Source organism: Pigmentiphaga litoralis, from assembly GCF_048632615.1.
GTDB classification, from domain to species: Bacteria; Pseudomonadota; Gammaproteobacteria; order Burkholderiales; family Burkholderiaceae_B; genus Pigmentiphaga; species Pigmentiphaga litoralis_B.
The window spans coordinates 1802629-1827965 of the sequence record NZ_CP184479.1; the positions used below are offsets into that span (position 1 = coordinate 1802629).

The 25337-nt window shown below is 64.9% G+C and carries 18 protein-coding genes and 4 pseudogenes; 5 read left to right on the forward strand and 17 right to left on the reverse strand.

Annotated elements, in window-relative coordinates; translation table 11 throughout:
• Positions 1-38: 38 nt before the first annotated feature.
• Entirely contained in the window at positions 39-803 is a 765-nt protein-coding gene (locus ACNANG_RS07940) for an IclR family transcriptional regulator (protein ID WP_420226736.1), read from the reverse strand.
• Between the two features lie 179 nt (positions 804-982).
• Between ACNANG_RS07940 and ACNANG_RS07945 the strand changes: the two are divergent.
• The 3 genes and pseudogenes from ACNANG_RS07945 to ACNANG_RS07955 all read left to right on the forward strand — a co-directional run bounded on the left by ACNANG_RS07945 (position 983) and on the right by ACNANG_RS07955 (position 4230).
• Positions 983-2274 (forward strand): annotated as a pseudogene (locus tag ACNANG_RS07945) (Rieske 2Fe-2S domain-containing protein).
• Positions 2275-2424: 150 nt separating this feature from the next.
• Positions 2425-3402, forward strand: a complete 978-nt coding sequence (locus ACNANG_RS07950) for a Bug family tripartite tricarboxylate transporter substrate binding protein (protein ID WP_420226737.1) — start codon at positions 2425-2427, stop codon at positions 3400-3402.
• A 10-nt stretch (positions 3403-3412) separates the two neighbouring features.
• Positions 3413-4230, forward strand: a pseudogene (locus ACNANG_RS07955) (SDR family NAD(P)-dependent oxidoreductase).
• A 48-nt stretch (positions 4231-4278) separates the two neighbouring features.
• Here the strand turns inward: ACNANG_RS07955 and ACNANG_RS07960 are convergent.
• From ACNANG_RS07960 to ACNANG_RS07990, 7 genes are all read right to left on the reverse strand, one after another.
• Positions 4279-5721: a DUF1501 domain-containing protein gene (locus tag ACNANG_RS07960; protein WP_420226738.1), complete on the reverse strand. Its 1443-nt coding sequence runs from the start codon at positions 5719-5721 to the stop codon at positions 4279-4281.
• 278 nt (positions 5722-5999) lie between these two features.
• Complete coding sequence (locus tag ACNANG_RS07965) at positions 6000-6296, reverse strand: hypothetical protein (RefSeq protein WP_420226739.1); 297 nt, start codon at positions 6294-6296, stop codon at positions 6000-6002.
• Positions 6257-7543 carry a DUF1800 domain-containing protein gene (locus tag ACNANG_RS07970; protein ID WP_420226740.1) on the reverse strand — a complete coding sequence of 429 codons (1287 nt, stop codon included), beginning with the start codon at positions 7541-7543 and terminating at the stop codon, positions 6257-6259. Before ACNANG_RS07970 ends, ACNANG_RS07965 begins: the two co-directional genes overlap by 40 nt.
• Positions 7544-7819: 276 nt before the next feature.
• Positions 7820-8161, reverse strand: a complete 342-nt coding sequence (locus tag ACNANG_RS07975; protein ID WP_420226741.1) for an addiction module antidote protein — start codon at positions 8159-8161, stop codon at positions 7820-7822.
• Positions 8158-8481 (reverse strand): type II toxin-antitoxin system RelE/ParE family toxin, encoded by a 324-nt coding sequence (locus tag ACNANG_RS07980; RefSeq protein WP_420226742.1) that lies wholly within the window; start codon positions 8479-8481, stop codon positions 8158-8160. The genes ACNANG_RS07975 and ACNANG_RS07980 overlap by 4 nt, the downstream gene beginning before the upstream one ends.
• A gap of 253 nt (positions 8482-8734) precedes the next feature.
• Positions 8735-9136 (reverse strand): hypothetical protein, encoded by a 402-nt coding sequence (locus tag ACNANG_RS07985; protein ID WP_420226743.1) that lies wholly within the window; start codon positions 9134-9136, stop codon positions 8735-8737.
• Positions 9094-11220, reverse strand: coding sequence for a PQQ-binding-like beta-propeller repeat protein (locus ACNANG_RS07990; protein WP_420226744.1), 2127 nt, complete (start codon positions 11218-11220; stop codon positions 9094-9096). Before ACNANG_RS07990 ends, ACNANG_RS07985 begins: the two co-directional genes overlap by 43 nt.
• A 442-nt stretch (positions 11221-11662) precedes the next feature.
• Here ACNANG_RS07990 and ACNANG_RS07995 point away from each other — a divergent pair.
• Positions 11663-11926, forward strand: a pseudogene (locus ACNANG_RS07995) (beta-carotene hydroxylase); the annotation flags it as partial.
• Positions 11927-12014: 88 nt separating this feature from the next.
• Here the strand turns inward: ACNANG_RS07995 and crtB are convergent.
• From crtB to ACNANG_RS08020, 5 genes and pseudogenes are all read right to left on the reverse strand, one after another.
• Entirely contained in the window at positions 12015-13052 is a 1038-nt protein-coding gene (gene crtB / locus ACNANG_RS08000) for a 15-cis-phytoene synthase CrtB (protein ID WP_420226745.1), read from the reverse strand.
• Entirely contained in the window at positions 13049-14539 is a 1491-nt protein-coding gene (locus ACNANG_RS08005) for a phytoene desaturase (protein ID WP_420226746.1), read from the reverse strand. Before ACNANG_RS08005 ends, crtB begins: the two co-directional genes overlap by 4 nt.
• Positions 14536-15689: pseudogene (gene crtY, locus ACNANG_RS08010) on the reverse strand (lycopene beta-cyclase CrtY). The gene ACNANG_RS08005 and the pseudogene crtY overlap by 4 nt, the downstream one beginning before the upstream one ends.
• A complete protein-coding gene (locus ACNANG_RS08015; protein WP_420226747.1) occupies positions 15686-15847 on the reverse strand; it encodes a hypothetical protein in 162 nt (53 codons plus the stop codon). Before ACNANG_RS08015 ends, crtY begins: the two are co-directional and overlap by 4 nt.
• Positions 15844-17292, reverse strand: coding sequence for a glycosyltransferase (locus ACNANG_RS08020; RefSeq protein ID WP_420226748.1), 1449 nt, complete (start codon positions 17290-17292; stop codon positions 15844-15846). The genes ACNANG_RS08015 and ACNANG_RS08020 overlap by 4 nt, the downstream gene beginning before the upstream one ends.
• A gap of 286 nt (positions 17293-17578) precedes the next feature.
• Between ACNANG_RS08020 and ACNANG_RS08025 the strand changes: the two genes are divergently transcribed.
• Positions 17579-18532, forward strand: a complete 954-nt coding sequence (locus tag ACNANG_RS08025) for a polyprenyl synthetase family protein (RefSeq protein ID WP_420226749.1) — start codon at positions 17579-17581, stop codon at positions 18530-18532.
• A 9-nt stretch (positions 18533-18541) separates the two neighbouring features.
• Here ACNANG_RS08025 and ACNANG_RS08030 read toward each other — a convergent pair whose 3' ends face one another.
• The 4 genes from ACNANG_RS08030 to ACNANG_RS08045 all read right to left on the reverse strand — a co-directional run bounded on the left by ACNANG_RS08030 (position 18542) and on the right by ACNANG_RS08045 (position 24951).
• Positions 18542-19009 (reverse strand): hypothetical protein, encoded by a 468-nt coding sequence (locus ACNANG_RS08030; RefSeq protein WP_420226750.1) that lies wholly within the window; start codon positions 19007-19009, stop codon positions 18542-18544.
• Positions 19010-19180: 171 nt separating this feature from the next.
• Complete coding sequence (locus ACNANG_RS08035) at positions 19181-21553, reverse strand: hypothetical protein (RefSeq protein WP_420226751.1); 2373 nt, start codon at positions 21551-21553, stop codon at positions 19181-19183.
• Positions 21554-21667: 114 nt separating this feature from the next.
• Entirely contained in the window at positions 21668-23110 is a 1443-nt protein-coding gene (locus ACNANG_RS08040) for a PepSY-associated TM helix domain-containing protein (protein WP_420226752.1), read from the reverse strand.
• Positions 23111-23160: 50 nt separating this feature from the next.
• Positions 23161-24951 (reverse strand): ATP-binding cassette domain-containing protein, encoded by a 1791-nt coding sequence (locus tag ACNANG_RS08045; RefSeq protein WP_420226753.1) that lies wholly within the window; start codon positions 24949-24951, stop codon positions 23161-23163.
• Between the last annotated feature and the right edge of the window lie 386 nt (positions 24952-25337).

The following is a 25337-nucleotide window of genomic DNA, read 5'->3' on the forward strand; positions in this document are numbered from 1 at the left end:
GCGCCGTCGCGGCTTGCAAGGCCTAGGACGAACGCAACCTACATGCTCGCCGGCCGCTGCCCCAGTTCGCGCGACAGCACTGCCGCCTCTTGGATCAACAACGCCCCGAAGCGCGCCACATCGTCCGCATCCAGCCGCACGCCCGGACCGAAGATGCAGATCGAGCCGGCCACCCGGTCTGATCCATCAAAGAATGGCGCCGCGACCGCCACGGCGCCGGTGATCAATTCATCGCGGCTCATGGCGTAGCCGCGCGCGCGCACGTCATCCAGCACCGCCGGATAGGTCGCCAGGTCCATGTCGATGCCCGCCGCATAGGTCGCCAGCGCGTCCGCCGACAAAGGCATGTTGGCCAGGATGCATCGCCCGCTGGCGCCGAGCACCAGCCGCTCGCGATACCCCACGCCGCGCTTGAAGCTCAGGGGCTGCGCGCTTGGCAACTCTTCCACACATAGCCGGTACACGCCTTCGGGCACGAACAGGGCGACTGTCTCGCCGGTCGCCTCCCACAGGCGTGTCAGCATCGGTTCGGCAATCGTGTGGATGCTCAGGCTTGCTCGCCATACATGCGCCAGCCGGGCCACCGAACTGCCCAGGCGAAAGCGCTGCGGATCGCCCGACGACACCAGAAAGTGATTCTGCTCCAGCGTCGCCAGCAGCCGATACAGCGTCGGCCGGCTCAGGTTCACCCGCTTGAGCAGTTCGGCCACTGTCAGCCCCTCGTCTCCGGGCCGCCAGGCCGAAAGAATTTCCAGGGCCCGGTCCACTGCCCGGACGCTGTCCTGCCCCTTGTCGTTTTCCACGCCGCCCCGCCATCCGCAAAACCTGCATGTTACTGAAAGCCCGCCGTATCGCCGTCGCGGGCGCTGCCCGCTCACGGCGCCCCCGCGCCCAGGCTGGATTGACATCGGCCAGCGCATGTCCGTAGAATGGACAACATTATCACTAAGCGGACAACCCGGGTTAGGGTTGAGGAGACACAATGGAACAAGCGATGGCAGACACCCTGGTGCGCACTGGCCCGGGCACTCCAATGGGCAACGTCATGCGGCGCTACTGGGTGCCCGTGCTGCAGGCCAATGAAATTGCCGAACCGGACTGTCCGCCCGTAAAGGTGCAGATCCTGGGCGAAAAGCTGCTGGCGTTCCGCGATACGGATGGCAAGGCCGCGCTGATCAGCGAGTTCTGCTCGCACCGTGGCGTTTCGCTGTACTTCGGCCGGAACGAAGAAAACGGCATCCGCTGCGCGTATCACGGGCTCAAGTTCGACCGGGACGGCAGATGTGTCGACGTGCCGTCCGCCCCGCAGGCGTGCAAGTCCATGGGCATTACGGCCTATCCCTGTATGGAAATGGCCGGTCTGGTGTGGGCCTACATGGGTCCGAAAGACAAGATGCCCGCGCCGCCGGATGTGGAGTGGTGCACCCTTCCGTCCAGCCATGTCTTCGTGTCCAAGCGCCTGCAGGAATGCAACTACCTGCAGGCCATGGAAGGCGGCATCGACACCAGCCATGTGTCCTACGTGCATCGCTATGAGGTCGACACCGATCCCATGCACCAGGGCACCAAGGCGCTCGATTACATCAAGGCCGACGGCAACGTCATTTTCGACATCGAAAAAACGCCTTTCGGACTGACCCTGTTCGGCCGCCGCAACGGTGACGCCGACACCTTCTACTGGCGGGTCACGCAGTACCTGTTCCCCTGGTACACCCTGATTCCCCCGTTTGGGGACCACTCGCTGGCAGGCCATGTGTGGGTGCCGATCGACGACCATTCCTGCTGGGCCTGGAGTATCAACTTCCGTCCGGACCGTCCGCTCAGCGACGAAGAAATGGCTGACCTGGAAGCCGGCAAGGGCATCCACTGCGAATACGAGGCCGGCACCAACCAACCCGGCGGCACCTTCCGGCCCAAGGCAAACAAAGACAACGACTACCTGATGGACCGCCAGGCGCAGAAAGACAAGCGAGCCTACAGCGGCGTGTTCGGCTTTGCGGTGCAGGACTCGTCCCTGCAGGAAAGCATGGGCCTGATCCAGAATCTGCGCGACGAAAAACTGCTGCCCACCGACCGCGCGATCGTGATGGCGCGCCGCATGTTGTACGAGGCCGCCACCGCACTGGCCCAGGAACAGGCCGACCCCCGGCGTTGGCCGCCGACAAGCAGCGGGTGCGCGCCGCCGGCGTGCTGCTGCCGCGCGATCAGGACCCGCAGGACTGGGCCGCCATCCACCTGGCGGACGGCAAGGACCAGCCCGTCTACACGATCTAGTTTCTTCCTTGCCGCCCCGCCCCCTCCACCGGTTCGTTTCCGGTCAGGGGTAGCGATGCGGCAGCCCCTTTTCCTGCCAAGGCGCACCAGCGCCCCGGTACGACTTTGGACCCGGCGCACAGACGCCGGGCCTTCCCTGGAGACACCTTCATGCCACGCTTCCCTTTTCCCCGCGGGCTGCTTGCTGCCGCCTTGCTCGCCTGTACGGCGGTCCCCCTGGCCGCGCAGGCCGCCGACTGGGCGCCCACCAAACTCGTCCGCATCGTGGTGCCTATCGTCGGCAGCACCAATGACGTCCTGGCCCGCCTGGTCGCGCCCGAACTGCAGCGCGTGCTGGGCCAGACTGTCATCGTCGAAAACAAAGGGGGCGCCGGCGGCAACATCGGCACGGCCGAAGTCGCGCGGTCCGCGCCCGATGGCCATACCTTGCTGGTCGGCTTCAATGGCCCGATCGCCATCAACCCGACCCTTTACAGCAAGCTGCCCTACGACCCGATCAAGGACCTGTCGCCCATTACCCTGGCTGTGACGTCGCCGCAGTTCCTTGCCGTCAACGCCAACGTGCCGGTCAAGACCGTGGCCGATCTGGTCGCCCTGAGCAAGACCCGGAACATGGCCTATGCCTCGGTCTCGACCGGCAGCGCATCGCACCTGACCATGGAAATGCTCAAGTCCGCCGCCAAGATAGACATTGCCCACGTGCCCTACAAAGGCGCCGGCCCCGCCGTGGTGGACCTGGTCGGCGGACAGGTCGATGCCGCCTTCATGGTGCCCGGCAATGTCCAGCAATTCGCCAAGGAAGGCCGCGTGCATCTGATCGCGTCCACTGGCGACAAACGCTTTGCTTCTACCCCTAACGTTCCGACCATGATCGAGTCCGGCTACCCCGGCTTTATCGCGCTGTCGTGGATCGGCTTCTTTGCGCCAGGCGGCACGCCCCAGCCCGTCATCGATCGCTATAACCGCGAACTGGTTGCCATCCTCAAGCAACCGGAAATCCGAAGCAAGCTGGAACAGATGGAATTCGACGTGGTCGCCAGTTCGCCACGACAGTTTGCGGACTGGATACAGACCGAAATTCCGCGTTGGGGCAAGGTCATCAAAGACACCGGCGCCAAGGCCGACTAAGGAGCACGCCATGTATCAGCAAGACCAGCCTTCCTCCACCGATGCCGGCCGGCGCAACGGGCGGCTGCACGGAAAAAGCGCGCTCATTACCGGCGGCGGGGGTGGTATCGGCGCCGCCACGGCAGGCGTGTTCTGCGCCGAAGGCGCATCCGTGATGCTGGTGGACGCCAGCGAAGACGGTCTGGCCCGAACGGCCGCGGCGCTGCGCGCGGCGTACCCGAGAGCGCACGTGCTGACCTGCGTGGCCGACGTCGCCGACGCCGACCGCGCACGTCAGGCCGTGGCGCAAGCCGTCAAAGGCCTGGGCGGCCTGGACATCCTGGTCAACAACGCGGCCATGCGCAATTACGATGCGCTGGCCGACGTGACCCCGCCGCGTGGCAGGCCATGGTCGCCGTCAACCTGATTGGCCCGTCCAACTACATTGCGGCCGCCCTGCCAGCGCTGCGGGCGTCCGGCAAAGGCAGTGTCGTGACGGTGTCATCGTGTTATGCGGTGACCGGGCGCAAGGGCATGGGCCTGTACGACACGACCAAGGCCGGCCTGCTCGCCATGACACGTACCCTGGCCTGCGAAGAAGCCGCGAACGGCGTGCGCGCCAATGCGCTCTGCCCGGGGTCCACGCTGACCGACTTCCATGTCGGCCGCGCCCAGGCCAGTGGCAAGTCGGTGGAAGTGCTCAAGACGCAGCGGCAGGACACGTCCCTGCTCGGGCGCTGGGCCAGTCCGGAAGAAATCGCGTGGCCCATCTTGTGGCTGGCGTCCGACGAAGCCTCGTTCATCACCGGCGCGACGCTGATGGTGGATGGCGGGCTGTCGGCCATGTAGACACGGACGCACAGGCGCGTCATTCAGTCACGGCCAGGCAAGTCGTCGTCAGACGAACCCCGCCTTGCGCGCGCCGAACTCCCGCAGTGCCGGAAAGATGTCATTCAGATCGCCGGCGCTTGCGCCGAACCACCCTCCCAAGGTCGCGGCAAAGGTCTCGACCGACGTCGACGGCAACATGCGCCCATGGTCGACAAAGCCCGGTCCGGCCACATCGATATCGGGGTGTGACCCATAGAAACGCCCGCCACGCACCGCACCGCCCATCACCAGATGATGGCCGCCCCACCCGTGATCCGACCCATTGCCGTTCGACGTCAGGGTGCGGCCGAACTCTGACGCCGTGAACGTCGTCACCTGCTTGCCCATGCCCATGGCATCGATCGCCTGCTGGAACGCCGCCATGGCCGCGCCAAGCTGCGTCAGCAGATCCTTGTGCGCGCCCATCAGGCCATCGTGATTATCAAAGCCATTGAGCGTCACCACGAACACCTGCCGATTCACGTCCAGGCTGCGCCGCGCCGCGATCATCCGCGCCACGACCTTCAACTGCTTGGCGAACGGCGTCGAAAAATCGCCCTGCACCGTGATGGGTTCCAGCGCCGCGCGCAGCTTGGCATCCGCCTCGATGGACCGCGCCACCGTCTGCGCATGCAGATCGCCCAGCACGTGCTGCTGCGACTGCGTGATCAGTTCGCGCAGCAAGGCCGTACACGTGCTCGATCCGTACGTGTCCCGACGCAGCAGTTCGATCGGCGTCGATCCGTCGATGCCGACGCGGTAGCCCGCCACATGCCGGCCGGACAGCAGCACCGCGCCTTCGCCCGCCGTCACGTTGGCGAAGGTACTCTTGCCCTTGCCCGACGCAAACAGATCGGCCAGCCGCCCGCCCCAGCCCGTCGATGCCCCCTCCGGCGCCAAGGCCTGCCAGTAGGCCTGCTGGTCGTTATGCGAGAACAGCTTGGGCGGCAATGGCACGCTGCCGGAGATGTATTGCGCCTTGGTCGTTGGCACCATCAGCGGCCCGACGTTCAACTGCACCGCCAGTTGCCCCTTGTCGAACAGCGGTTTGAGCGGCGCCAGCCCTGGCGCCAGGGCGAACTGCGCATCGTCGTCCGCGCCACCCTGCACGCGCAGGGCCGTTGCTTCCAGGCTGTTGCGCGGCAAGGCGATGTCCGTACGCGCCGCCGCGTACTTGCGATAACCGGCCGCGTCGTACGGAACGATCGTGTTGTAGGGATCGTTGCCGCCGTACAGAAAAATGCAGACCAGCGCCTTGTAGTCCGTTGCCGACTGCGCCGCCGCCTCGCTCATGGCGCCCAGGCCCAGCGCCAGCGGACTGGCCGCGCCCAGGCTGGAAATGAGGGGACCCGCGACGCCGCCCGCGCCCAGCGCCGACATCTGCTTCAGGAACGTGCGACGCGCCTCGCCCGCCAGGCTGGCGGGACGCATGGGCTGCGAAGGGCGTGTTGGCTTGGATGAATCGGACATGACGCTCCATAGGTTTGCTGCGGCGGTACTTTGCAAGAACAGGTGAAAGCCGGACGGTGGCAAGGATGAAAGCTCAGAGTTACCTTGTGCTCATCTATCCAGAGCGTTCATCGTTTTTGCAGGTTCATCTTGGTACGGCGCTCGTTTTAATGCGGTGGTTCATCTTCGTACGGTGCTCGTTGCAATGCGGTGTTCATCTTCATGCCGTGCTCATCTTCGTGCGCTGTCCAACTGCATGCCGTGCCCGCCGTTATGTCGTCTTCGTCTTCAGCCGACGCCTATTTCTGCACGAGATATTCCGGGCTGGCCACCACTAGCATCACTGCGGCGCGCACCCGGTCCTTGGCGCGATCGGCCGGAATCTCAGCCACCGCCTTCGCAATCCGCGCCGCCGTCTTGTCGCTGTACGCATCGCCTGCCAGCAAGGTCACGATGTGATCCACCAAGGCAGGCGTATCGCCCGCCAGCTTCACCTCGTCCGAGTACGTGGTTTGCAGATCCTCCCACCCTCGGTCGACGTAAACGGCCACGAAATTCAGGTAGCCGGCGACACTCGTCTCATCGGTAATCTGCAATTCGGGCGCGACCAGCCCCTTGCGTTCCAGCCTGTCTCCGGGCGGCGCATACCCCGGCCGAAAAAGTTGAAGACCGATGGCGATCGCATCGGACTCTGCGCCAGCCGGATCGTGTTGTCCGACGTATCGGGCATCGACCACTTGCCATTGGTCGACGTCGCCTTGAATGCCCGCGCCCACGCCGCAAAGCGCACGATGGGCTCACGCACCTTGCCCCAGGTCGGTGACGACAGGTCCGGCGACCGCGCTTCCGCGTCCAGCAGAATGGCGCGGAACACCGCGCGCAGATTGCCACGCACGCCCTTGCCATCGTCATCGAAGACGGCCGACACCCGCCGCACATAGGCCGGTGACGGATTGCTCGTCACCAGCCGCTGGATCAGCTGCCGCCCGATGAACGGCCCGACGTTCGGATGCGCCGCCAGCGTGTCCATGGCCATTCGCAGCGCGGTATTGCCGTCCGTGCCCGCCTTGATGGTGGTGCCCAAAAAACGTTTTTCACCCGGCGAATGCTGCGCGGCATCCAGCGCCATGGGCCGGCGATGGAACTCCACATCGCCCTCCCCGCCGCTCAGATCCCAGCCCGTGAACACCTTGGCCAGCCCCTGCACATCGGCATTGGTATAGGTGTCCACCGGCTTGCCCTTCACCAGCTTGGGCGTGCCGTCCGGGTTGAGCTGATACAGGCCGATCGTGAACAGCTGCATCACCTCGCGCGCGTAGTTCTCGTCGGGCTGCCGGCCCGTCTTCGCGTCTTCCTTGCGATTGCCGCGAAACGTCAACATCGCCGCCATCGACAGACTGCGTGACACCGCCTCGATCAGCTCGCGAAACGTGCCGAACGCGTGCCTGGTCAGCAAATCCATGAACGACGCCGCGCCAAACAGCGGCCAGGACGCCGTCACCGCCGCAACGTTCACCACAAAGATTTCCGACAACGCAAACGCCGCGCGCACCCGCACCGCGTCGGGCGCGCTGATGAACGCGCGCCACATCGTCGCATCCAGCGGCGCATTGATCCCGTTGCCCTTGAAGGCCTCGGTATTCACTTTCTGCGAGAGCAGCCAGTCGAAATGCGTGATCGACGGCGGCATGGCCAATTGCGCATCCAGCCAGCGCGCATAGCCCTGCTTGACGACCGCATCGATCGCCTCGGGCGTGGGGCCGAACGTGGCTTGGGCAAGAAAACGCGAGGCCGCGCCGCGCGTGGGCGTGTGCGCCGAATCGGCGCGTACGTCGGGTGGCATGGTGAGCGGTCCTGATGCCCGCGCGAACCGGCGCAAGCGAGGCGGCAGCAGGCAGACATACTGTCCGGAAGTGGCCAGCGGCGGACCACACGTCGGACGCCCACCTGCATCGGTTAGAGGAGTCGACTTCAGTGTAGGCGACCCACGCCCCGATCGCGTCCTGCTTCCGGCTTCATCCTTCGTACTAGTTCTTCATGTCGGAACCAGGGATAACGTCTGCCTGGCCCTGAGGCGGAGCCTGGCCCTGGAGCGGTTGCCTGACTCTGCCGCGGGGGCCTAGCCCTGGGCAGAAGCTGCTCCCGCTGGAGCTACCGACAGCCGCAATCCCACGACATGCAGCACTGCCAGCAAAGTTCTAAGCGTTGGGTTGCCGGTGGGAGACAATGCGCGATACAAAGATTCGCGGCTGATACCAGCTTCTCGCGCAACCGTCCCCAGTCCCCCATAGGCCTCGGCAACATCACGTAAGGCCAGCAGGCCGACCGCGCGGTGGTCAGGATCATCGAGCTCTTCCAGCGCGGACTTCAAATATTCGATCGCGAACTCGCGATCAGCGCGCAGTTCCACGATGGTGGCTTCCGTGTGGGACACCGAAGCTGCCTGCTTGCGACGCGTCATGATTTTCTCCGTTTCCAGTCCGTCCAAAAAGCCTTGGCCCTGGCGATGTCTGCCTGTTGCGATCCTTTGTCACCACCAGCCAGAAGAATCACCAGTTGCGTTCCGTGACGACCAAGATAGATGCGGTAGCCCGGCCCCACATCCAGTCGCAGTTCCAGGACCCCATCGCCCACGGGCTTGATGTCTCCGAGCAAACCTAGAGACACTCGGCGGATCCGGATTTCGAGCTTGGACCTTGCGCGCGCGTCGCGAAGAGCGGCCAGCCATTGCGTGAACGGCACAGAACCATCGACGCGCTGATACCGCCGCACTTCGAGCATCTTTAACTTCCATTGTAATTTAAAAGCTACAAGTCTGGCGGGTGGTCGTTGCCGTTTACGCCCACCATCCGGACGACCGGACGCGCAGCTCCCTCTGTGCGTGTCTTCAATGTTTATCGACCGCCGTGAGCCAAACGGCGATGGGCACATCTACGCTCGGCCCCCCATGTCCTACCGCATCAACAAAAAAAGCCCGTGCACACTCGCACGGGCTTTCGTCTTGCCAGCGGCGTTCACCGCCCGGTTAAGGGACCTACTCTTCGAGCGTATACGCCAGCACCGAATCGCCCGGCGTGGTGCCGATCGATCCGTGGCCGCCTGCCGCCAGCACGACGTACTGCTTGCCGTCCGCGCCGCGATAGGTCATGGGCGTGGCCTGGCCGCCCGCCGGCAGGCGCGCCTTCCACAGTTCTTCGCCCGTGCTGACGTTGTAGGCGCGCAGGTAGTTGTCCAGCGTGGCCGCGGTGAAGGACACGCCGCCGCCGGTCATCAGCGTGCCGCCATGGCTGATGATGCCCATGGGGAACGGAATCGGGAACGGGAAGGGCAGGAAGCTTGTCTTCTGATCCTTGACGGTTCCGTTGCGGCGCACCCATGCGGTCTCGCCGCTTTTCAGGTCCACGCCGGCCATGGTGCCCCAGGGGGCGCCTGGCACGGCAGACCCAGGCCCGACCGGAAGTGCTGGATGCTGACGGCGAAACGGGCGCCGAAGTTTTCGTTGAATACCGGTTTGCCGTCCTTGGTGACCATGCGCTGGTCAGGCTTCTGCTGGTACTCGGGCCGTTCCACGAAGTGGTACAGATAGGCCAGGCGCACCGGCGTGCCGATCAGCACCTGGCGCACCGGATCCACGGCTACGCTGCCCCAGTTGAACACGCCGATGTTGCCCGGGTAGATAAGCGAACCCGCAATCGTTGGCGGCGTCCACGGATTGCCGTCGTAGCGATGCTTGTTGAACGTGATGCGGCACATGAGCTGGTCGATCGGCGTCGTGCCCCACATGTCGCGTTCCTTGAGCGCAGGCGGAATGAAGTTCAAGGACGACACCGGCTGCGTGGGCGATGGCTTTTCGCCAGGCACATCGGTCTCGGTCGAAACCTGCACTTCGTCCACTGGCAACACGGGCTTGCCGTTACGGCGGTCCAGCACGAACAGGTTCCCGCCCTTGGTCGGCAGCACCAGGGAAGGCACCTGGGCGCCCTGCACGGTCAGATCGAGCAGCGACGGCTGCGACGGATTGTCGCGGTCCCACAAGTCGTGGTGAGAAGTCTGGAAGCGCCAGATGGGCGATCCGGTCTTCAGGTCCAGCGCCACGACCGTGTCGGTATAGGCTTCGTCATCGATCGACCGGTCGATGCCCAGTTGATCCGGCGATTTGTTGCCCAGCGGCACATAGACCAGGCCAAGCGCTTCGTCGGCCGCAAAGATCGTCCAGCTGGTGGGCGAGTTGGGCGTATAGGTCCGGCCTTCGGGCAACGGGCGGGTATCGGACGGATTGCCCGCATCGAAATTCCAGACCAGCTTGCCGGTCCGCACATCGAAGGCGCGCGTCACGCCTGAAGGATTGTTCACATACGCATTGTCGATGATGGAACCGCCCACGATCGCCAGGTCGCGCGTCACGGTTGGCGGCGACGTCTGCATGTAGGTCGACTTGCGGAGGTTGGTCAGGCCCTTGAGCAGATTGACGTAACCGCCTTCGCCAAAGCCCTGGCACAGCTTGCCGGTGTCGGCGTTGAGAGCAAACAGGCGGCCGTCGGTCGTGGTGGCGATCACACGGCGGCGGCAGTCGGCCGTGGCGCGGCCCGCCGCGGCCGCAGATGCGGCTACCGGAGAGACCGCGGCGGCGGGACTTGCGGCAGCCCCCACACGAGCCCCCGGTGCCGGCAAAACAGCCGCCGCGTCTTCATCGTGATACGACACGCCGCGGCACGTCTGGTGCTGCAGCATCGCGTCCGGCTCAACCACGGGGTCGAACTTCCAGCGTTCCTTGCCAGTGGCCGGGTCCAGCGCCACGATTCGATTATGCGGCGTGCACAGATACAGCATGCCGTTCACCTTCAGCGGGGTCGCCTCGAACGTATATTCGGACGCGTCCCGCGCCGGGTCCCGCAAGTCACCGGTGTGATATTCCCAGGCCAGCTTCAGCTTGCCCACATTGTCCAGATTGATGTCCTTGAGCGACGAATACCGCTGCCCCAGGTTGTTGCCGCCATAGGCGACCCAGTCGTCGGCCGGGAACGGCGCCGTACCCGGAATGGCGGGCGGCGGCACGGCGTCGGCCTGCGTGGTGGGCAGGCTGCCTTCGGTCGGGAACGGATCGTGGAAGCACATGCCTATCGTCAAGACGATCAACAGCCCCATGACGCCTGCCAGCAGGCCATGCGCGCCTTTCCACAGGGGCGCGATGCCACGGCGGCCGTCGTGCGCCCTCAGGCGCTTGGAAATCGGATCGACATTGTTCTGGCGGGCGACTTGCCCGTTGTTCAGCCGGCGCGCCACGAACGGCAGCGCCAGCCACAGTCCCAGCACGGCCAGCAAGGCGCCACGCGGAATCAGCTGCCACTTGTCGAACCCCACTTCCCAGAGAGACCAGACCAGTGTCAACAGCAACACCACCGCGTACACGCCAAACGCGGCGCGGCGGCGGCGCATGATCAGCACGCCGGACAGAATGAGGCCCAGCCCCATCACGATATAGAACGGACTTCCTCCCACCGTGACAAGGGAAATACCCAAGCCACCAATGACAAGACCAAGCACACTGAAAAGCATGCCGGTGATTAGTACTAACATCTAATAAACCCCCAGTTAAGAGCGAATAGTCCCACATCCGTGGCGCGCGGCAGGGCATAACCCTTGGGCGGTCCTAGGATAGATGGGTCAGGGCCGGACCGAATCCGCGGCAGGGGCGGTGGCGATACAAGGCAACGCGGCACCCGGTCGCGCAAGACGCGCAGCAGGGAAAAGGCCTGGTGGGCGAGCGCTAAAGGCGCCGCCATGCTCATATTGCGGACAGGCCGGCGATACGCGCCGCCACAGGCGACGCGCACGAATGGGGATATCATCAGACCATGCATCACCTTAAAGTGACCTGATGAACGTACTGATCAACAGCCTCGTTTTTGTCTCGACCGTTGTCGGGATGGAGCTTTTCGCCATCGTCGCGCACAAGTACATCATGCACGGCTGGGGGTGGGGATGGCATGCGTCGCACCACGCGCCGCGCACGGGCTGGTTCGAAAAGAACGACCTGTACGCCGTCGTGTTCGCGGGGGTGTCGATCGTGCTGATCGCGTGGGGATCAGCCGGCCACCACCCGCTGGAATGGATAGGCGCGGGCATGACGGCCTATGGCCTGCTGTATTTCCTGGCGCATGACGGGCTGGTGCATCACCGCCTGCCCTGGCGCTACACGCCGCGGCAGGGTTACCTGAAGCGGATCTACCAGGCGCACCGCATCCACCATGCCGTGCACGGCAAGGAAGGCTGCGTCTCGTTCGGTTTCCTGTATGCGCCGTCGGTGGCTACGCTCAAGCAGCAGTTGCAGCGGATCCATGGCGAGGCCGGTCTGCGCCAGGCCGCGACGTTTCCGGCGGACGCGTCATCGGCGGATCCAGATCCGGCCGTGGCCGCGCCCACAGGTGCGCGGGACGCGCGGCGGGCGTCTGCCCCCGCAGGCGAAGCGCGGTAACCGCCGCGCCGCTCAGCAGCCGCAGTTTGTCGGCCTTGGAGGTCGACACCCGCTTGTCCCAGGCGCGCGCCCCCAGCGCCTTGACCTTGACGCCAATATCGCGATAGACCCCGCGCGCCGTCGCAATCGACCACGCCGACCGCCCAGGCAGGACCTTCACCCCTTCCAGCGCCGATGCGTAATACGGCTCGGCCTCGTCCACCAGCCGCGCGCCCAGGGGCGCCAGCTGGGCGCGATACGCCGGGTCGCCCACCCGATCCAGCGGAATGCCGGCATCCCTCAGCCAGTCGGACGGGACATAACACCTGCCTACCGCCGCGTCATCCACGATGTCCCGGGCGATATTGGTCAACTGGAACGCCAGCCCCAGGTCGCACGCACGGTCCAGGGTGGCCTCGTCCTTGACGCCCATGATCACCGCCATCATCAGGCCCACGACACCGGCCACGTGATAGCAATAGCTCAGCGTGTCTTCCAGCGTTTCGTACTTGCGTTCGCGCACGTCCATCGCAAAGCCGTCCAGATGCTCGAACGCATATTGCTCGGGAATGCGATGCTTCAACGCCACTTCCTGGAACGCGGCAAAGGCGGGGTCCGTCAAGGCCTCGCCCGCATAGGCGCGGCGCGTCTCCGTGTACAGCGTGGCCAGCCGCGCTTCGCCTTCGGCCCGGTCCTGGGCCGCATTGCCGGGTTTGGCCGGCGTTGCGCCAAACCCCAGTTCCTGCCCGTCGACCACGTCATCGCAATGCCGGCACCACGCGTACAACATCAAGGCGCTGCGGCGGGTGTCGGGCGCAAACAGCCTGGCGGCAGCCGCAAAGCTTTTCGACCCGACCGCAATGGTTTGCGTCGCATGCGCCAGCAGCGCCTCGCTCATCGTCCGGCCCCCGCCAGCATCAGGGTCGCCGTTGCCTTGGCCGACCCGATCACGCCCGGCACGCCGGCGCCCGGATGCGTGCCCGCCCCTACCAGGTACAGGTTGGGCAGATCGGCATCCCGGTTGTGCGGACGGAACCACGCGCTTTGCGTCAGGATGGGTTCAAGCGAAAACGCCGACCCCACGTGCGCGTTCAGTTCGTCACGGAAATCCAGCGGCGTGAAGAATCGCGTGGTGACCAGCTGACTGCGCAGCCCCGGCATGTAGCGCTCTTCCAGATAGGCCAGGATCTTGTCGCGGTACACCGGGCCTTCCACTTCCCAGTCGATGGGCGCGTTGCCCAGGTGCGGCACCGGCGCCAGCACATAGTGGCTGCCGCAGCCCGGCGGCGCGAGCGACGGGTCGGTCACGCACGGCGCATGCAGATACAGCGAAAAATCGTCGGCCAGCGTATCCAGATGGAAGATGTCGTGGATCAGTTCCTGGTAGCGCGGACCGAAGCACACGGTGTGATGCTGCAGCTGCGCATGGTGATGATTGACGCCGAAATACAGCACGAACAGCGAATTGCTGAACCGTTTCTTGCGCAGCGCATTGGCCCGCGACACGCCGCGCGGGTGGTGCCCCAGCAGTTTTTCGTAGGTGAACATCACGTCGGCATTGGACGCGACGGCATCGGCCGGGAACAGCTCGCCCCCTTCCAGCCGAACGCCCTTTACCCGGTTGTCGTCGACCTCGATTCGGGCTACCGGGGCATTGACCTCGATCCGTCCGCCCAGGTCTTCGAACAGACGCACCAGTCCACGCACCAGCGCCCCCGTTCCTCCCTTCGGGAACCACACGCCCCACTTGCGCTCCAGCGCATGGATCAAGGTGTAGATCGACGACGTCGCAAACGGATTGCCGCCTACCAGCAAGGAATGGAAGGAGAACGCCTGGCGCAGATGGTCGTCCTGGATGAACTTGGACACGATGCTGTACACGGTGCGCCAGGCCTGCAGCTTGGCCAGCTGCGGCCCCACCGCCACCATGTCGCGGAACGACAGGAAGGGCACGGCGCCCAGCTTCAGATAGCCTTCGTCGAACACCGCCTTCGAATACGCCAGAAAGCGCTGGTATCCGGCCACATCAGCCGGATTACGCGCGTGGATCTGGCGGTTGAGCGCCTCCTGATCATTGACGTAATCGAAGCTCGATCCGTCTTCCCAGCACAGGCGATAGAAGGGCGAGACAGGCAGCATCTCGACGTAGTCCGACATCTTCCTGCCGGCCAGCGTGAACAGTTCTTCGATTGCCGACGGATCGGTAATCACGGTCGGGCCGGCATCGAACACAAACCCCTGGTCTTCGTACACATAGGCGCGGCCGCCCGGCTTGTCCCGCTTTTCCAGCAGCGTGGTCTGCACGCCGCTTGCCTGCAGGCGGATGGCCAGGGCCAGTCCGCCAAAGCCGGCGCCAATCACCACGGCACGTTGCGCGTCGCTCATTCGTCATTCCTGATTCGATGGGGATGGACCGCCAGCGCGGCCTTCATGGCCTGCGCTATCGGCACCGGCGGCTTGCCGACCAGAATGCGCAGCTTGTCGTGCAGGGCAAGGCGCCCCGCATAGAAGCGGCGGATCAGGCCTTCGGACAAGCCGTAGAAACGTTGCATGACACGCCACCGGTCATCCGATCGGCCCGCCAGGAACAGCATGCGGTTGAGAAGACGGAAGTACCCCTGCGCGCGCCATTCCTGGCGAGCCTCGTCGCGGATCGCCGCGAACAGGGCCGGAGCGCGCACGTCGGGCAAGGCCGCCAGCCGCCATGCCAGTCGCAATGCATGCGGTAGAGAATACCCGGTCGTCGGGTGGAAAAGTGCGGCGCGCAGACCGGTGGTCGGCTGCTGGCCGATATCCGCCCAGAACGCGTCGGGATCGCCTGCCAGGATGATGGGCAGCGACCCCTGTTCCTCACGGATGATCTCGGTGATCGTCCACCCCTGGACTGTGCGTACTCGGTGACATTTGCCCGCAGCAGGTCGTCCGTCAGACGCTGGTGATCGACATAATGCGTGTCCTCGATCAGCAGGCGATCCGGCCCGAACGGCAGCACGTACACAAACCGGTAGCCCCCGCGTTGCGGCACGCTGGCATCCATGATGATCGGCGCCGTCATCCCGTGGGGCTGCGCCAGCCGGACTTCCTGGCCCAGGAAAGTCTGATAGCCCAGCGCCAGATGGTCGCTGGCCCGAGGTCCCCGCCCGTCGACCACAGCGGCAGCCGTCAGCATCTGGCCGGTCGCCAATCGAACCGACGTGGGAGTGACCTCCGTCACGGCCACGCCTAGCCGCAGCCTTTCGCCCAGGACGGGACTCACGACCCGCGCAAAGTCGTCCGACGCGATGCTGGCATAGCCGCTGTGCAGCGTGCGTTGCCGTTCGGGGAAGACCACCTGATAGCTCTGCCAGCTGCTGGATATGACAGGCTCCAGCCAGGCCCGCTGCGCTGGGTCGATATCGCTGTCATGGAACGACCAGGTGTGATTGCCGCCAAGTTGGTCGCCGCCTTCCAGAAGCAGGAAGTTGATGTCTGGCCGTTCGGTCGCCAGCCGCCATGCCAGCAGACCGTTCGCCAGGCCGCCGCCGACCAGGATCATGTCCAGGGGGCGATGGCAGAAGGCGCGCCCTCGTGATCTGCGTTGTGATCCGCGTTGCGATCTGCCTTGTGATCCGCCTCGCCCTTTGCCGTGGCGTCGGCGGCGAGCGTGGACGCCGCGACCTGCTCGGCTGGTGTTGGCAACTTGCTCGCGCTCATACTTGCTCGGCAGCCGGCGTGCGAGCGCCTGCCGGTCCGGTTCGGTCAAGCGTGGCGCCGACGCTCGCCTTCTCTTCCAATGGCATCTGCGGCCCGCTGGCCAAAGGGGCCGTCTCCCCGTGCAAAGGCGGAGCTGCGTGTGCGTCGGTGGCTGCGGTGGCCACGGTGGCCGCGTGCCCAGGCGGGGTTCTTCCTTCCACCGCGTCCAGCACGATTTCCACGGCACGCCGCGTCCCGCCCGCGCGCAACACGGCCGCCGATAGCGCTTCCAGCCGCCCGGCCATCTGCGTGTCGTCCAGCAATTCCCGCAGCAGCGTTGCCAACCGGCCAACGGTTGCAAAGCGGGGCGACGCCCGCCGCCCTGCCCCGATGCGCACCATCCGCGCCGCGGCGCCGGGCTGGTCAAACGCAATCGGCATGGCCAGCATCGGCGTGCGCGTCGCCATCGCATCCAGCACGGTGTTCAAGCCCCCATGCGACACGACCGCATCGGCCCGCATCAGCGCGGCGCCCTGGGGCGCGTAATCCGTCACCCAGGTTGCGCCCGCGGCCTCCAGTTCCCGGGCCTGCTGCGCGTTCAGCCCGCCGCAATGCCCCACCAGCAACTGCGCATCCACCCGCCGGCACGCCTGCGCGATCCGCTTGAACAGATCCACCCGATACCCCTGCACCGTACCCAATGACGCAAAAACGAAAGGCCGGTCATTCGCAATCGGCCACGCCAATGGCGGACCCGACGTATCCACCGGCCGCAAGGGACCCACGTAATGGAAGTGCGCAGGCAAAGCCCGGCGGGGAAAATCGAATTCCGGGATGATCTGGCTGATCTGCGCCAAGGGCGACAGGCACTCATGCAAGGCCCCGCGCCGCGACAGGCCAAAGGCGGACGCCCGCGATTCGATCACGCGGCGATGCGGCGTCATCATCCAGTCGTACACCCGCTCGCTTTGCGCGGCCATCTGCGCCGATTTTTCGGTGTCTTCCCACACGAAAGGCATGACCGGCAACGGCAGGCCAGGCTCGCGATTGACAGGCAAGGCGCAGGCAATCGAAACATAAGGCAGGCCAACGCCTTCGGCGATCAGTCCGCCCGCGGCTTCCATCTGATCGCACAACAAGGCGTCGATGCCCAGGCGCGAAAGCGCCGCTGGTACCTCGCGGCACAGCATGTCGGTGCAGCGGGCCAGGTCGACGATCACCCGGCGCAGGCCCCACGGGCTGCCCGGATTGGCCGCGGCGCGAATGGTTTGCGCCAAGGACCCCAAAGGATGCGTATCGGCGCCCACGGCTTCGAATCCGATACGCGAGTCGGTCACGAACGGACGCGTATCGGCCTGGTGGACGAAGGTCACACGATGTCCCTTGTCGACCAGGGCCGAGGCCAGCGCCTGCAGCACCTGAAAATGGCTTGAAAACGCCGGCGCGATGACGCCAAAATGAATCATGCCCAACGTTCCATACTGAAAGAAGAAAACCCGTAAGGCGTGTTGGCCCCGCGGCGCCCATGCGGTGCTGGCGACGCCGGCCTTGACGTTGTACAACATCCGTCACGGCATCTGTCCGCCCGGCTCACGAAACTGCTACCGGCTGCGTTCCATCGTTTACAAGACTGCAGCCGAAAAGCAGGTACCCTGACGGGCTGAAGCGCTCGAAAGCATGCAGCATCGGTCCCGCACCGGGGCGAATTGTCGCAGTTCGAAGTGTCACAAGGCTTTTCAAAGGACTTGGCCTATGGTTTTACCCGTTACCGCCACGCAGGACGCCCCGCCGTCATGCGACGTGCGCGCGCTTCGCCAGGACGTGGAACGGCGGCTGGCCGACCTGTTGCCCGAAGCCGGCGGCGAACGTGACCTGATCGCCTTGGCCATGCGGGAAAGCACCCTGGCGCCTGGCAAACGCGTTCGTCCGCTGCTGCTGGTGCTGACCGCGCGCGACCTTGGGTACGACGACCCTTCCCTGCTGGACCTGGCCTGCGCCGTGGAAATGGTGCATGCAGCCTCTTTGGTGCTGGATGACATGCCCTGCATGGACAACGCCCGCCTGCGCCGCGGCCGTCCAACCATCCATCTGCATTTTGGTGAGGATGTCGCAATCCTCACGGCGGTAGCCTTGCTCACACGTGCCTTTCATCTGGTATCGAGCCTGTCGTCCGTGCCGCCCTTGCTGCGCACGCAACTGGTCGGCGGGCTGGCCAACGCGGTCGGCACGCAGGGACTCGTCAAGGGTCAGTACCAGGATCTGCGCGAAGGCACCCGGCCACGGTCAGCCGACGAAATCGCCTCGACCAATGATCTGAAAACCAGCGTGTTGTTCAGCGCCACCATCGACATGGCGGCCATCATTGCGCAGGCCGATGAACCGGTCCGCGTCACTTTGGGCAGCTTTGCGTCGGAACTCGGCCAGGCGTTCCAGTTGCTGGACGACCTGCGCGACACGCGCGACAACGACACCGCCACCACCGGCAAAGACATCTGCAAAGACGAAGGCAAATCGACGTTGATCGCGCTGCTGGGCGTCGAGGCGGCGCATCGCCGGCTCGGCATGCACCTGCATCACGCCGACGCACACCTGAGCCGCGCGATGGGCGATCGGCAAGACACCCGCGCGTTCGTGCGCGCGCTGTTCGACGCCGCCATGCTGCCGGCCGTGCAACGCACCACGGCGCTGACGGGCGCGGCGGGTTAGCGCGGCGCGTCAGTCGGCGGCGCGTTCCAACGCCGCACGCAGCGCACCCGGATCGGTATAGGTTTTCTGGTTGACCAGCACGCCATCGCGCAGCTGCAACCACGTCACCGCGTCGTTCTGCTCCACATACTTCGAAGCGACCGTGCCTTCACGATCCAGCACGATCCGGTAGCTCGCCTTCTTCATGGCCGGCACCATGAACATCCGGCCCACAGACGGCACCCGCGCGATATCCGCCACGTACACCACCTTGCGCGCTTCCAGATAGCCCGCCGGCTGGTCTTCCATCGCTGCGTTCACCACCTTGGCGGCGTCCATGCTGCGCGCCACCAGCAGCACCTTCACGTCACTGCTGAACGCATAGGGTTTGTCGAACTGATCGTCCAGGGTCCACGGCTCGACGCGCGCGCCGGCATCCATGGCATGCGCGCCCAGCGAAGCGAGCGTCAGGACCACGGCAGCAAAGGTTTTGATCATGGCGTTTCCGGTAAAGAGAAGTGCGGGCAATGTAGCCGATCGCGCGGGCGCGCAGACCGGTGCAATTGCAGCCGGATGCTACGAAAAAGAGGATTGCCGTCAGCAGGCGCCTGTCGAACGCAATCCCGTCGCCATGCGGCCTGGGCAACTGAAGAATTCGCCCATTGCCCTTCAATATTCCAGATACCAGAGCAGCTTCACCATTGCCCGCGTTTCGTTCGCGCGAAGCCGGTCCGCTGGCGCTTGCGTTTCCGGCGCATGCCGATCCGCCCCGACATACCCCAGCCGGTCGATCGAAGCGATCACCTCCCGCTTCGCCGTCCACAGCCACCGCGCGCGGGCGCTCATCCCCAACCGGCTCGACACGTTATCCCACTGCAGCAGCACGCTTTCGGACCAGCGGGTGGACGGCGTGTGATCGACCCGGAAAGTCGCCATCCGCACGGTAAACGCACCGGATGGCAAGCGGATCGCGTTGCGTGTCAGGCCTGCGCGTGCGCCCCATGTGGACGACGGCTGCCATGTCAGCGTTATCGACTGATCGTCTCGCCGGCCATGGTAATACCCGCCGGCACGCCACTCGGCCGCAGCCGACAGCGGCCTTGACGGCGCTGTCTCCAGGTTGGCAAACAGGTACCGCCAGGTGTAATTGCCGGCGTCCACCACCACGCCGGGCACCGGCGAGAACGTCGTCGCCACCTTGTCGGTCTCCACAAAAATCTCGGCCATGGCACTGTCACCCGCCGGTGTCGTGTAAGCCACCTCGGGATTGATCAGGAACGACCGCTCCACACCTCCTGGTTTGCGCCGGAAATTCCAGTCGACGCCTGGAATGAGCGTTGTGCCATTACCGGTGCGATGCCACCAACCGATCTCGCCCTTGCCGCGCGTCACCGCCGCCTCCGCCAGATACCCAAGCGCCGGACGAAAGCCTGCGCCGATATGCTGCACCTCGGCATTCCCCGTCGCGCCCAGGTTGGGATACAGGACGCTCGCGCCCCACGCCTGTCCGGCGCCGAGGTCCGGGTTCAAGGACCGCTGGGTCCATGCATGACCTTCCAGCGTCTTGCCGCCCGCGCCACCAAACAAGGAAAAATCGGTACTGCGATACTGATAGTCCACGCCCCACACCCGGCTTCCCGACGTGCCCTCAGGATTGCCTTGCGTACCCAGCATGCCGACCCGATGGCGGGCATCCAGCGCCCGCGCCACCCGCAACACCGCCACGTCGGCAGATCGCTGAGCAGGCTGGTTCGGCGCGACCGGCCCGCCCGCCACCCGCGCGCCAAACAGTCCCACATCAACGCCGCCCACCGATCCCGACAGCTTGAGCCCTGCATCCAGACTGCGCGGCCGCCTCGATGCATCCAGCCCAATGCGCCGCGAGTAATACGGAATCACCGCCGTTTCCACCAGCCCTCCAAAACTGAAGCGGCCCGCATCCTGCAGAAAGAACGCCCGCTTCTCTGGCCGGAACAACTCGAAGCGCGTCAGATTGACCTTCCGTTCATCCGCGTCGGCATCACCAAAATCCACGTTGACGGCCAGGGTAGACCGCAAGCCGGCCGGGCTGTCGTGAAACAGCTCCAGCCCCGGCTCCACCGCCCGCTGCGCGCGGCCCGTGCCGGACGCGGCGGATGACGCCGCCGTGCCTCGCAACGACGCCTTCACCCGCACCCCAAGGCCCTCGTGGTCAGCCGCAATGGCCGGCATCGGCAACGCGTCGCCCAGCGAATACACCTCCTTGTCGGGCTGGATGCCGGCAAGGCGCACCAGCTCGCTGCCATTGGGCATCCAGCGTTCCGCGTTCAGGCGCCAGGTGGGCGGCAGGCCGGCGCGCATTGCGGTTGAGTGAGTACTTCCCTGCTCGTTAGAAGTGGCTATTGAAGCGTTTGGGTTGGCGCTTGGGGTAGTGCTTGGGGTGGTGCTTGGGGTGGCGCCACCGGTCGTGCCTGTGTTGATGCCTGGGACAACCGTCGCGTTTGTGCCTGGTTCAACGCCTGTGTTTGTACCTGCCTTGACACCTGCGGTCCTGCCTGCATTAACGCCGTGTTCAAGAGCGCGCGTGCGTCCGAACACCGAGAGAGGGATCGCCACGTCCGCATGCCACCCATCGGGTCCGATGCGGGCCTGACTCGCCCACCGCGCATCCCAATCGAATCGCATCTGCCCGCCATCGAACACCAGCGCGTCGAACTGCGCGCCGTTGGCGTTCACCGCGAACAGGAACCCATTGCGTCCGTCACCATCTGGATCGATCACCACCGTGACCTGATCTTCCTTCAGCATGCCTTCCACGTCGCGCCGCATCTGCCGCGCCACCACGGTGGACGGCGCCGGGTCCCAGGCGTCGATCCGCAAGTACAGCATTCGTCCATTATGCGCTACGCGCAACTCGGTACGCCGGGTCGGCGCCATGCCCGTTTGCGGAGCGACCTGGATGAACTGGTCGATGACGGGGGCTTGGTCCAGCGATGGGAACGCGGTGGCGTCCAGCATCCGGTGATCCAGGCGATGCGCGCCCGGCAACGACGTGCTGGGCATATTTGCAAGTGCCACCGCTCCATGGCCAATGAACAATCCCTGGCAGACCGCCACGCGACCCAGCCAGGTCAGTCGCCATAAGCATGGCCTGCTACGTGCGCTGGAAAGTCCCATTCAAGCCGCCCGATCGTGTACCACGGACGAGGTTGCCTTTGGCGACGCAAGGAAAGATTGCGCACGTGCCGCCTGCGCCCGCCGGCCCCGCCATTTCTTCCACCAGATGACGAAGCCCGTCACGCTCAGCATCGCCACCGCGATTCCCATCACAGTGACGAACACATCGAATGGCAATCCCCACACCGCCGCCATGTGCAAGCTGGTCAGCCAGGTGCGCACCGTATCGCCCGCCGCCGTGCCGGTGGGCAGCCACACATGCACAAACCGGCCCGCGGTGCCATCAAACGTCAGGCGAGTACTGCCACGGTGATCCCGGATGTCCCGATCGCTACGCACCACGTACCGATAGGTGCGGGCGGACGCGTCGTAACCTAAGGCTTCCTCGTGCAGCACCACCACGGCAGGAACTTGCGCAGGCGCAAGCTCGGCCATCAGGCGGCGTCCCGTCTCCCGCGCGTGCCGCCAATCCATCACGGGCGCGGAATCGGATGCACGGGCCACCGGTGTGGCCACCTCCGGCTGATGCGCCAGCACGGTCTTCATGACCGGGTCATACACCTCCGACAGATTGAACGCGACACTGCTCCACGCAAACACAAACAGCATGGCCCACACCCAAAGCCCGCCCGCGCGATGCAGATCAAAATTCACCTTGTACGGGCCGCCGTCCCACCGTACCTTCCACGACGGCCACCATCGCCGCCGCCAGGACTTGCGATCCGGCCGCTTCGTCTTGAGCGCCGCGGGAAACGTCAGATAGGCGCCAACAAAACAATCAAGCGTCCACAGCAGGGCAATCACGCCAAACACGTAGCTGCCGATCGTGTCCAACGCCAATGAAAAATGCAGGCGATAGATGAAGGGCATCAGGTTCTTCCACCCCTGCCCGATGTCTCCCCACTTGCGCTCACCCACCACCACGCCGCGGTATGGATCGACAAAGACCTGGTCGTTCGGCAAGCCCGCCGTTGAATGCGACGCGGCGTGTCCGCTCGTCGCCTCAGCAGGCACGCCGTCACCGCCAGCGACACCGGCAGCCCCACGTTCAGCGTTGGCGGCAGGTTGGACGTCTTTACCTACCGCAGCGCGCTGCGCCGCCTCGACCTGCGCAGCGTCACGCTTCGTGGTGTCCACAGGGGCAGCAGCAGCCGTTGCTGCCCCGTCACCAGCCCCCAGATACACCACCAGCGTCCGCCCGGCTTCTATCCGCAGCGGTGCGTAGCGAACATGCGCATGCGGATAACGGGCTTGCACGCGCTCCACCAGGTCGATCGGATCCATCGGCCGCGCATCATCGGAAGGCGGCGTCACGCGAAATAAAGACGGGGACATCGCGGCGTCCAGGGTGTCGTTCCACACGAGCAACGCACCGGTCAGGCCGGCAAGCAGCAGAAAGCCCGCCAGCACCAGCCCGACCCAGCGATGGACCACGACAAACATTTGACGGTCGACCGGCCATCGCCTGCCGACCGGAACCGGCCGGACGGGCCTCACGATCCGCTCGGCGTCTCGACAGCGATCACCTGCCCGTTCTCCATCCGGACCAGCCGGTCGGCCAGATGGAAATACCGGTCATCGTGCGAGATCACCAGCACGGCTTTGCCACGTGCGCGCAACTCGGGAAGCAGCTCGCGATAGAACACTTCCTTGAACACCGGGTCCTGGTCCGCCGCCCATTCGTCGAACACCAGGAAGGGTTTGTCCTCCAGGTATGCCACCACCAGAGCCAGGCGCTTGCGCTGCCCCTGCGACAAGGCCCGTGTCGTGAACGCCCCATTCACCACCTGCACCTTGTGATGCAGGTTCAGCTTGGTCAACAAGCCATTGCCCTGGGCGTCGAGATCGGCCGACGCGCCTTCCAGCAATCGATCGAACAAATGGAAGTCGGAAAAGATGGCCGAAAAGTTCTGGCGGAATCGGTCCCGGTTGGCGTCCGTCACGGGTTTGCCATTGCACAGAATGTCGCCGCTTTCTGGCTGATACAGGCCCACCAGCAGCTTGGCCAGCGAGGTCTTGCCGCTGCCATTGCCCCCTACCAGATAGGTGATTTCGCCCGGCGCAAATTCCAACGAGATGGGACCCAGCTTGAAGAGATCGTCCAGGCCTTCGTGGTAGTAGGTATGGCAGACTTCCCGCAACACCAAGCCCGCGAACGGCAAGTCTGGCGCTGCCCAGGACGGCGCGCCGGTCGATGCTGGCGACGGCTCGCCAATCGTTGCCGATAACGGCTCGCCAGTCGTTGCCGATGACGGCGCGCCAGTCGATGCCGGGGACTGCGCGCCGGTCGACGCCGGCGATGGCGTGCCGCGGCCAAGCTCGGGTAGCGACGCATCATCCGGCGTTATGCGATCCAGCGTCGTGCGATCCAGTTGCTGCGTGATCTCGTCGATCCTCGCCCCGGACACCCGCGCCATGTTCGCGCGCGGCAGGGCCATCAGCAGGTTTTCCAGCGGCGCCACCATGTACACGAACACCAGCGCAAAACCTGTCATCACGCGGCCGCGTTCGGGCACGTCCCCCACCAGCACGAACAGCACCAGCCCGATAAAGGCGTAGATCAGAAAATTGCCCCAGGCCGTCGACACGAGAAACACCGACATGCCAAACGTGCGTTCCCGCCGCACCGTCTCGATCGATCCGCCCAGCACCGTGTCTGCAAACCGCTGCCGCTTGCCGGCATGCAGCCGCAATTCCTTTGCCCCATCCATCAATGACCGGAAGTGGTCGAACAGCGTGTCCTGCTCTTTGGCCGCCACGTCCAGATGCCGGATCGCACGCAGGTGCGCAAGGTGATATCCGACGGAGCCCAGCCCGATCACGACCACTGCCGCCAGGAACACGTACCACGACAGCAGCGCCATGTAGACCAGGCAGCCCGACACAATGATCGCGTTCACAAGAATCGTTGGAAAGCTGACAAAAAATTCGGCCACCTGCGTGCTGTGATCGGACAATGCCGACTGCACACGCGGACCGCCAATTTCTTCCAGCCGCCGATATTCCGCGTTGATCACGCGTCCGGAGATAAAGCGCCGCATGTCCGCGTGCGCCCGCTGATTCAGCCGCTCGAACAGAACCGATGCCACCATCTGGCTGCCCATGGCCACCACTGCACAACCGGCGAACCGCCACGCCAGCACGGCGCGCTCGGCCGGCGACGCCGCCGTCAGCGCTGCGGTGATCTGCGTCAGCAGCAAAACACTGCAGATGCCGCTGAGCACACTCGCCGCTGCCGCGGCGATCATCAGATTGCGCGACTGTTGAATGAGATAGGTAAGCAAGCCACGCCCTCGGAAGATGAACAAGCGCAGACCAACGTGAGCGTCGGGGTCTGCGCTTCAACTTCACTGGAACGCGGATATATCGAATTTGTTTAGCGATGACACCCGTTATTTCGGATGCAGGAGGCCATGGGCCGCAGCATGTCGCATGCAGTTTTAGCGGCTAAATTTCTCCAGGGACAAAGGCTGACTTGACCCTTCCTTCGGGGCTGGAGCCGAATCGTGGCCCGGATTGTGGCTGTAGCCACGCCTGGGATACCGATCTTCACCGAAGTGGCCCGTCGCACGGGACCGCCGAAGCGCTAAACAACCTCCGCGACTCAGCGTCCCACGCGCATGACATCTGCGCCACCTTGCACGCCGGGGCAACCGTTGCCCGCCTTCCG

Bases quoted from the DNA above. Each gene is read 5' to 3' on its own strand.
- ACNANG_RS07950 (WP_420226737.1), top strand. From the start codon at position 2,425: ATGCCACGCTTCCCTTTTCCCCGCGGGCTGCTTGCTGCCGCCTTGCTC.
- ACNANG_RS08040 (WP_420226752.1), bottom strand. From the start codon at position 23,110: ATGTTTGTCGTGGTCCATCGCTGGGTCGGGCTGGTGCTGGCGGGCTTT.
- ACNANG_RS08020 (WP_420226748.1), bottom strand. From the start codon at position 17,292: ATGATTCATTTTGGCGTCATCGCGCCGGCGTTTTCAAGCCATTTTCAG.
- ACNANG_RS08015 (WP_420226747.1), bottom strand. From the start codon at position 15,847: ATGAGCGCGAGCAAGTTGCCAACACCAGCCGAGCAGGTCGCGGCGTCC.
- ACNANG_RS08025 (WP_420226749.1), top strand. From the start codon at position 17,579: ATGGTTTTACCCGTTACCGCCACGCAGGACGCCCCGCCGTCATGCGAC.
- ACNANG_RS07975 (WP_420226741.1), bottom strand. From the start codon at position 8,161: ATGACGCGTCGCAAGCAGGCAGCTTCGGTGTCCCACACGGAAGCCACC.
- ACNANG_RS07980 (WP_420226742.1), bottom strand. From the start codon at position 8,481: ATGCTCGAAGTGCGGCGGTATCAGCGCGTCGATGGTTCTGTGCCGTTC.
- crtB (WP_420226745.1), bottom strand. From the start codon at position 13,052: ATGAGCGAGGCGCTGCTGGCGCATGCGACGCAAACCATTGCGGTCGGG.
- ACNANG_RS08035 (WP_420226751.1), bottom strand. From the start codon at position 21,553: ATGCCCAGCACGTCGTTGCCGGGCGCGCATCGCCTGGATCACCGGATG.
- ACNANG_RS08005 (WP_420226746.1), bottom strand. From the start codon at position 14,539: ATGAGCGACGCGCAACGTGCCGTGGTGATTGGCGCCGGCTTTGGCGGA.
- ACNANG_RS08030 (WP_420226750.1), bottom strand. From the start codon at position 19,009: ATGATCAAAACCTTTGCTGCCGTGGTCCTGACGCTCGCTTCGCTGGGC.
- ACNANG_RS07960 (WP_420226738.1), bottom strand. From the start codon at position 5,721: ATGTCCGATTCATCCAAGCCAACACGCCCTTCGCAGCCCATGCGTCCC.
- ACNANG_RS07970 (WP_420226740.1), bottom strand. From the start codon at position 7,543: ATGCCACCCGACGTACGCGCCGATTCGGCGCACACGCCCACGCGCGGC.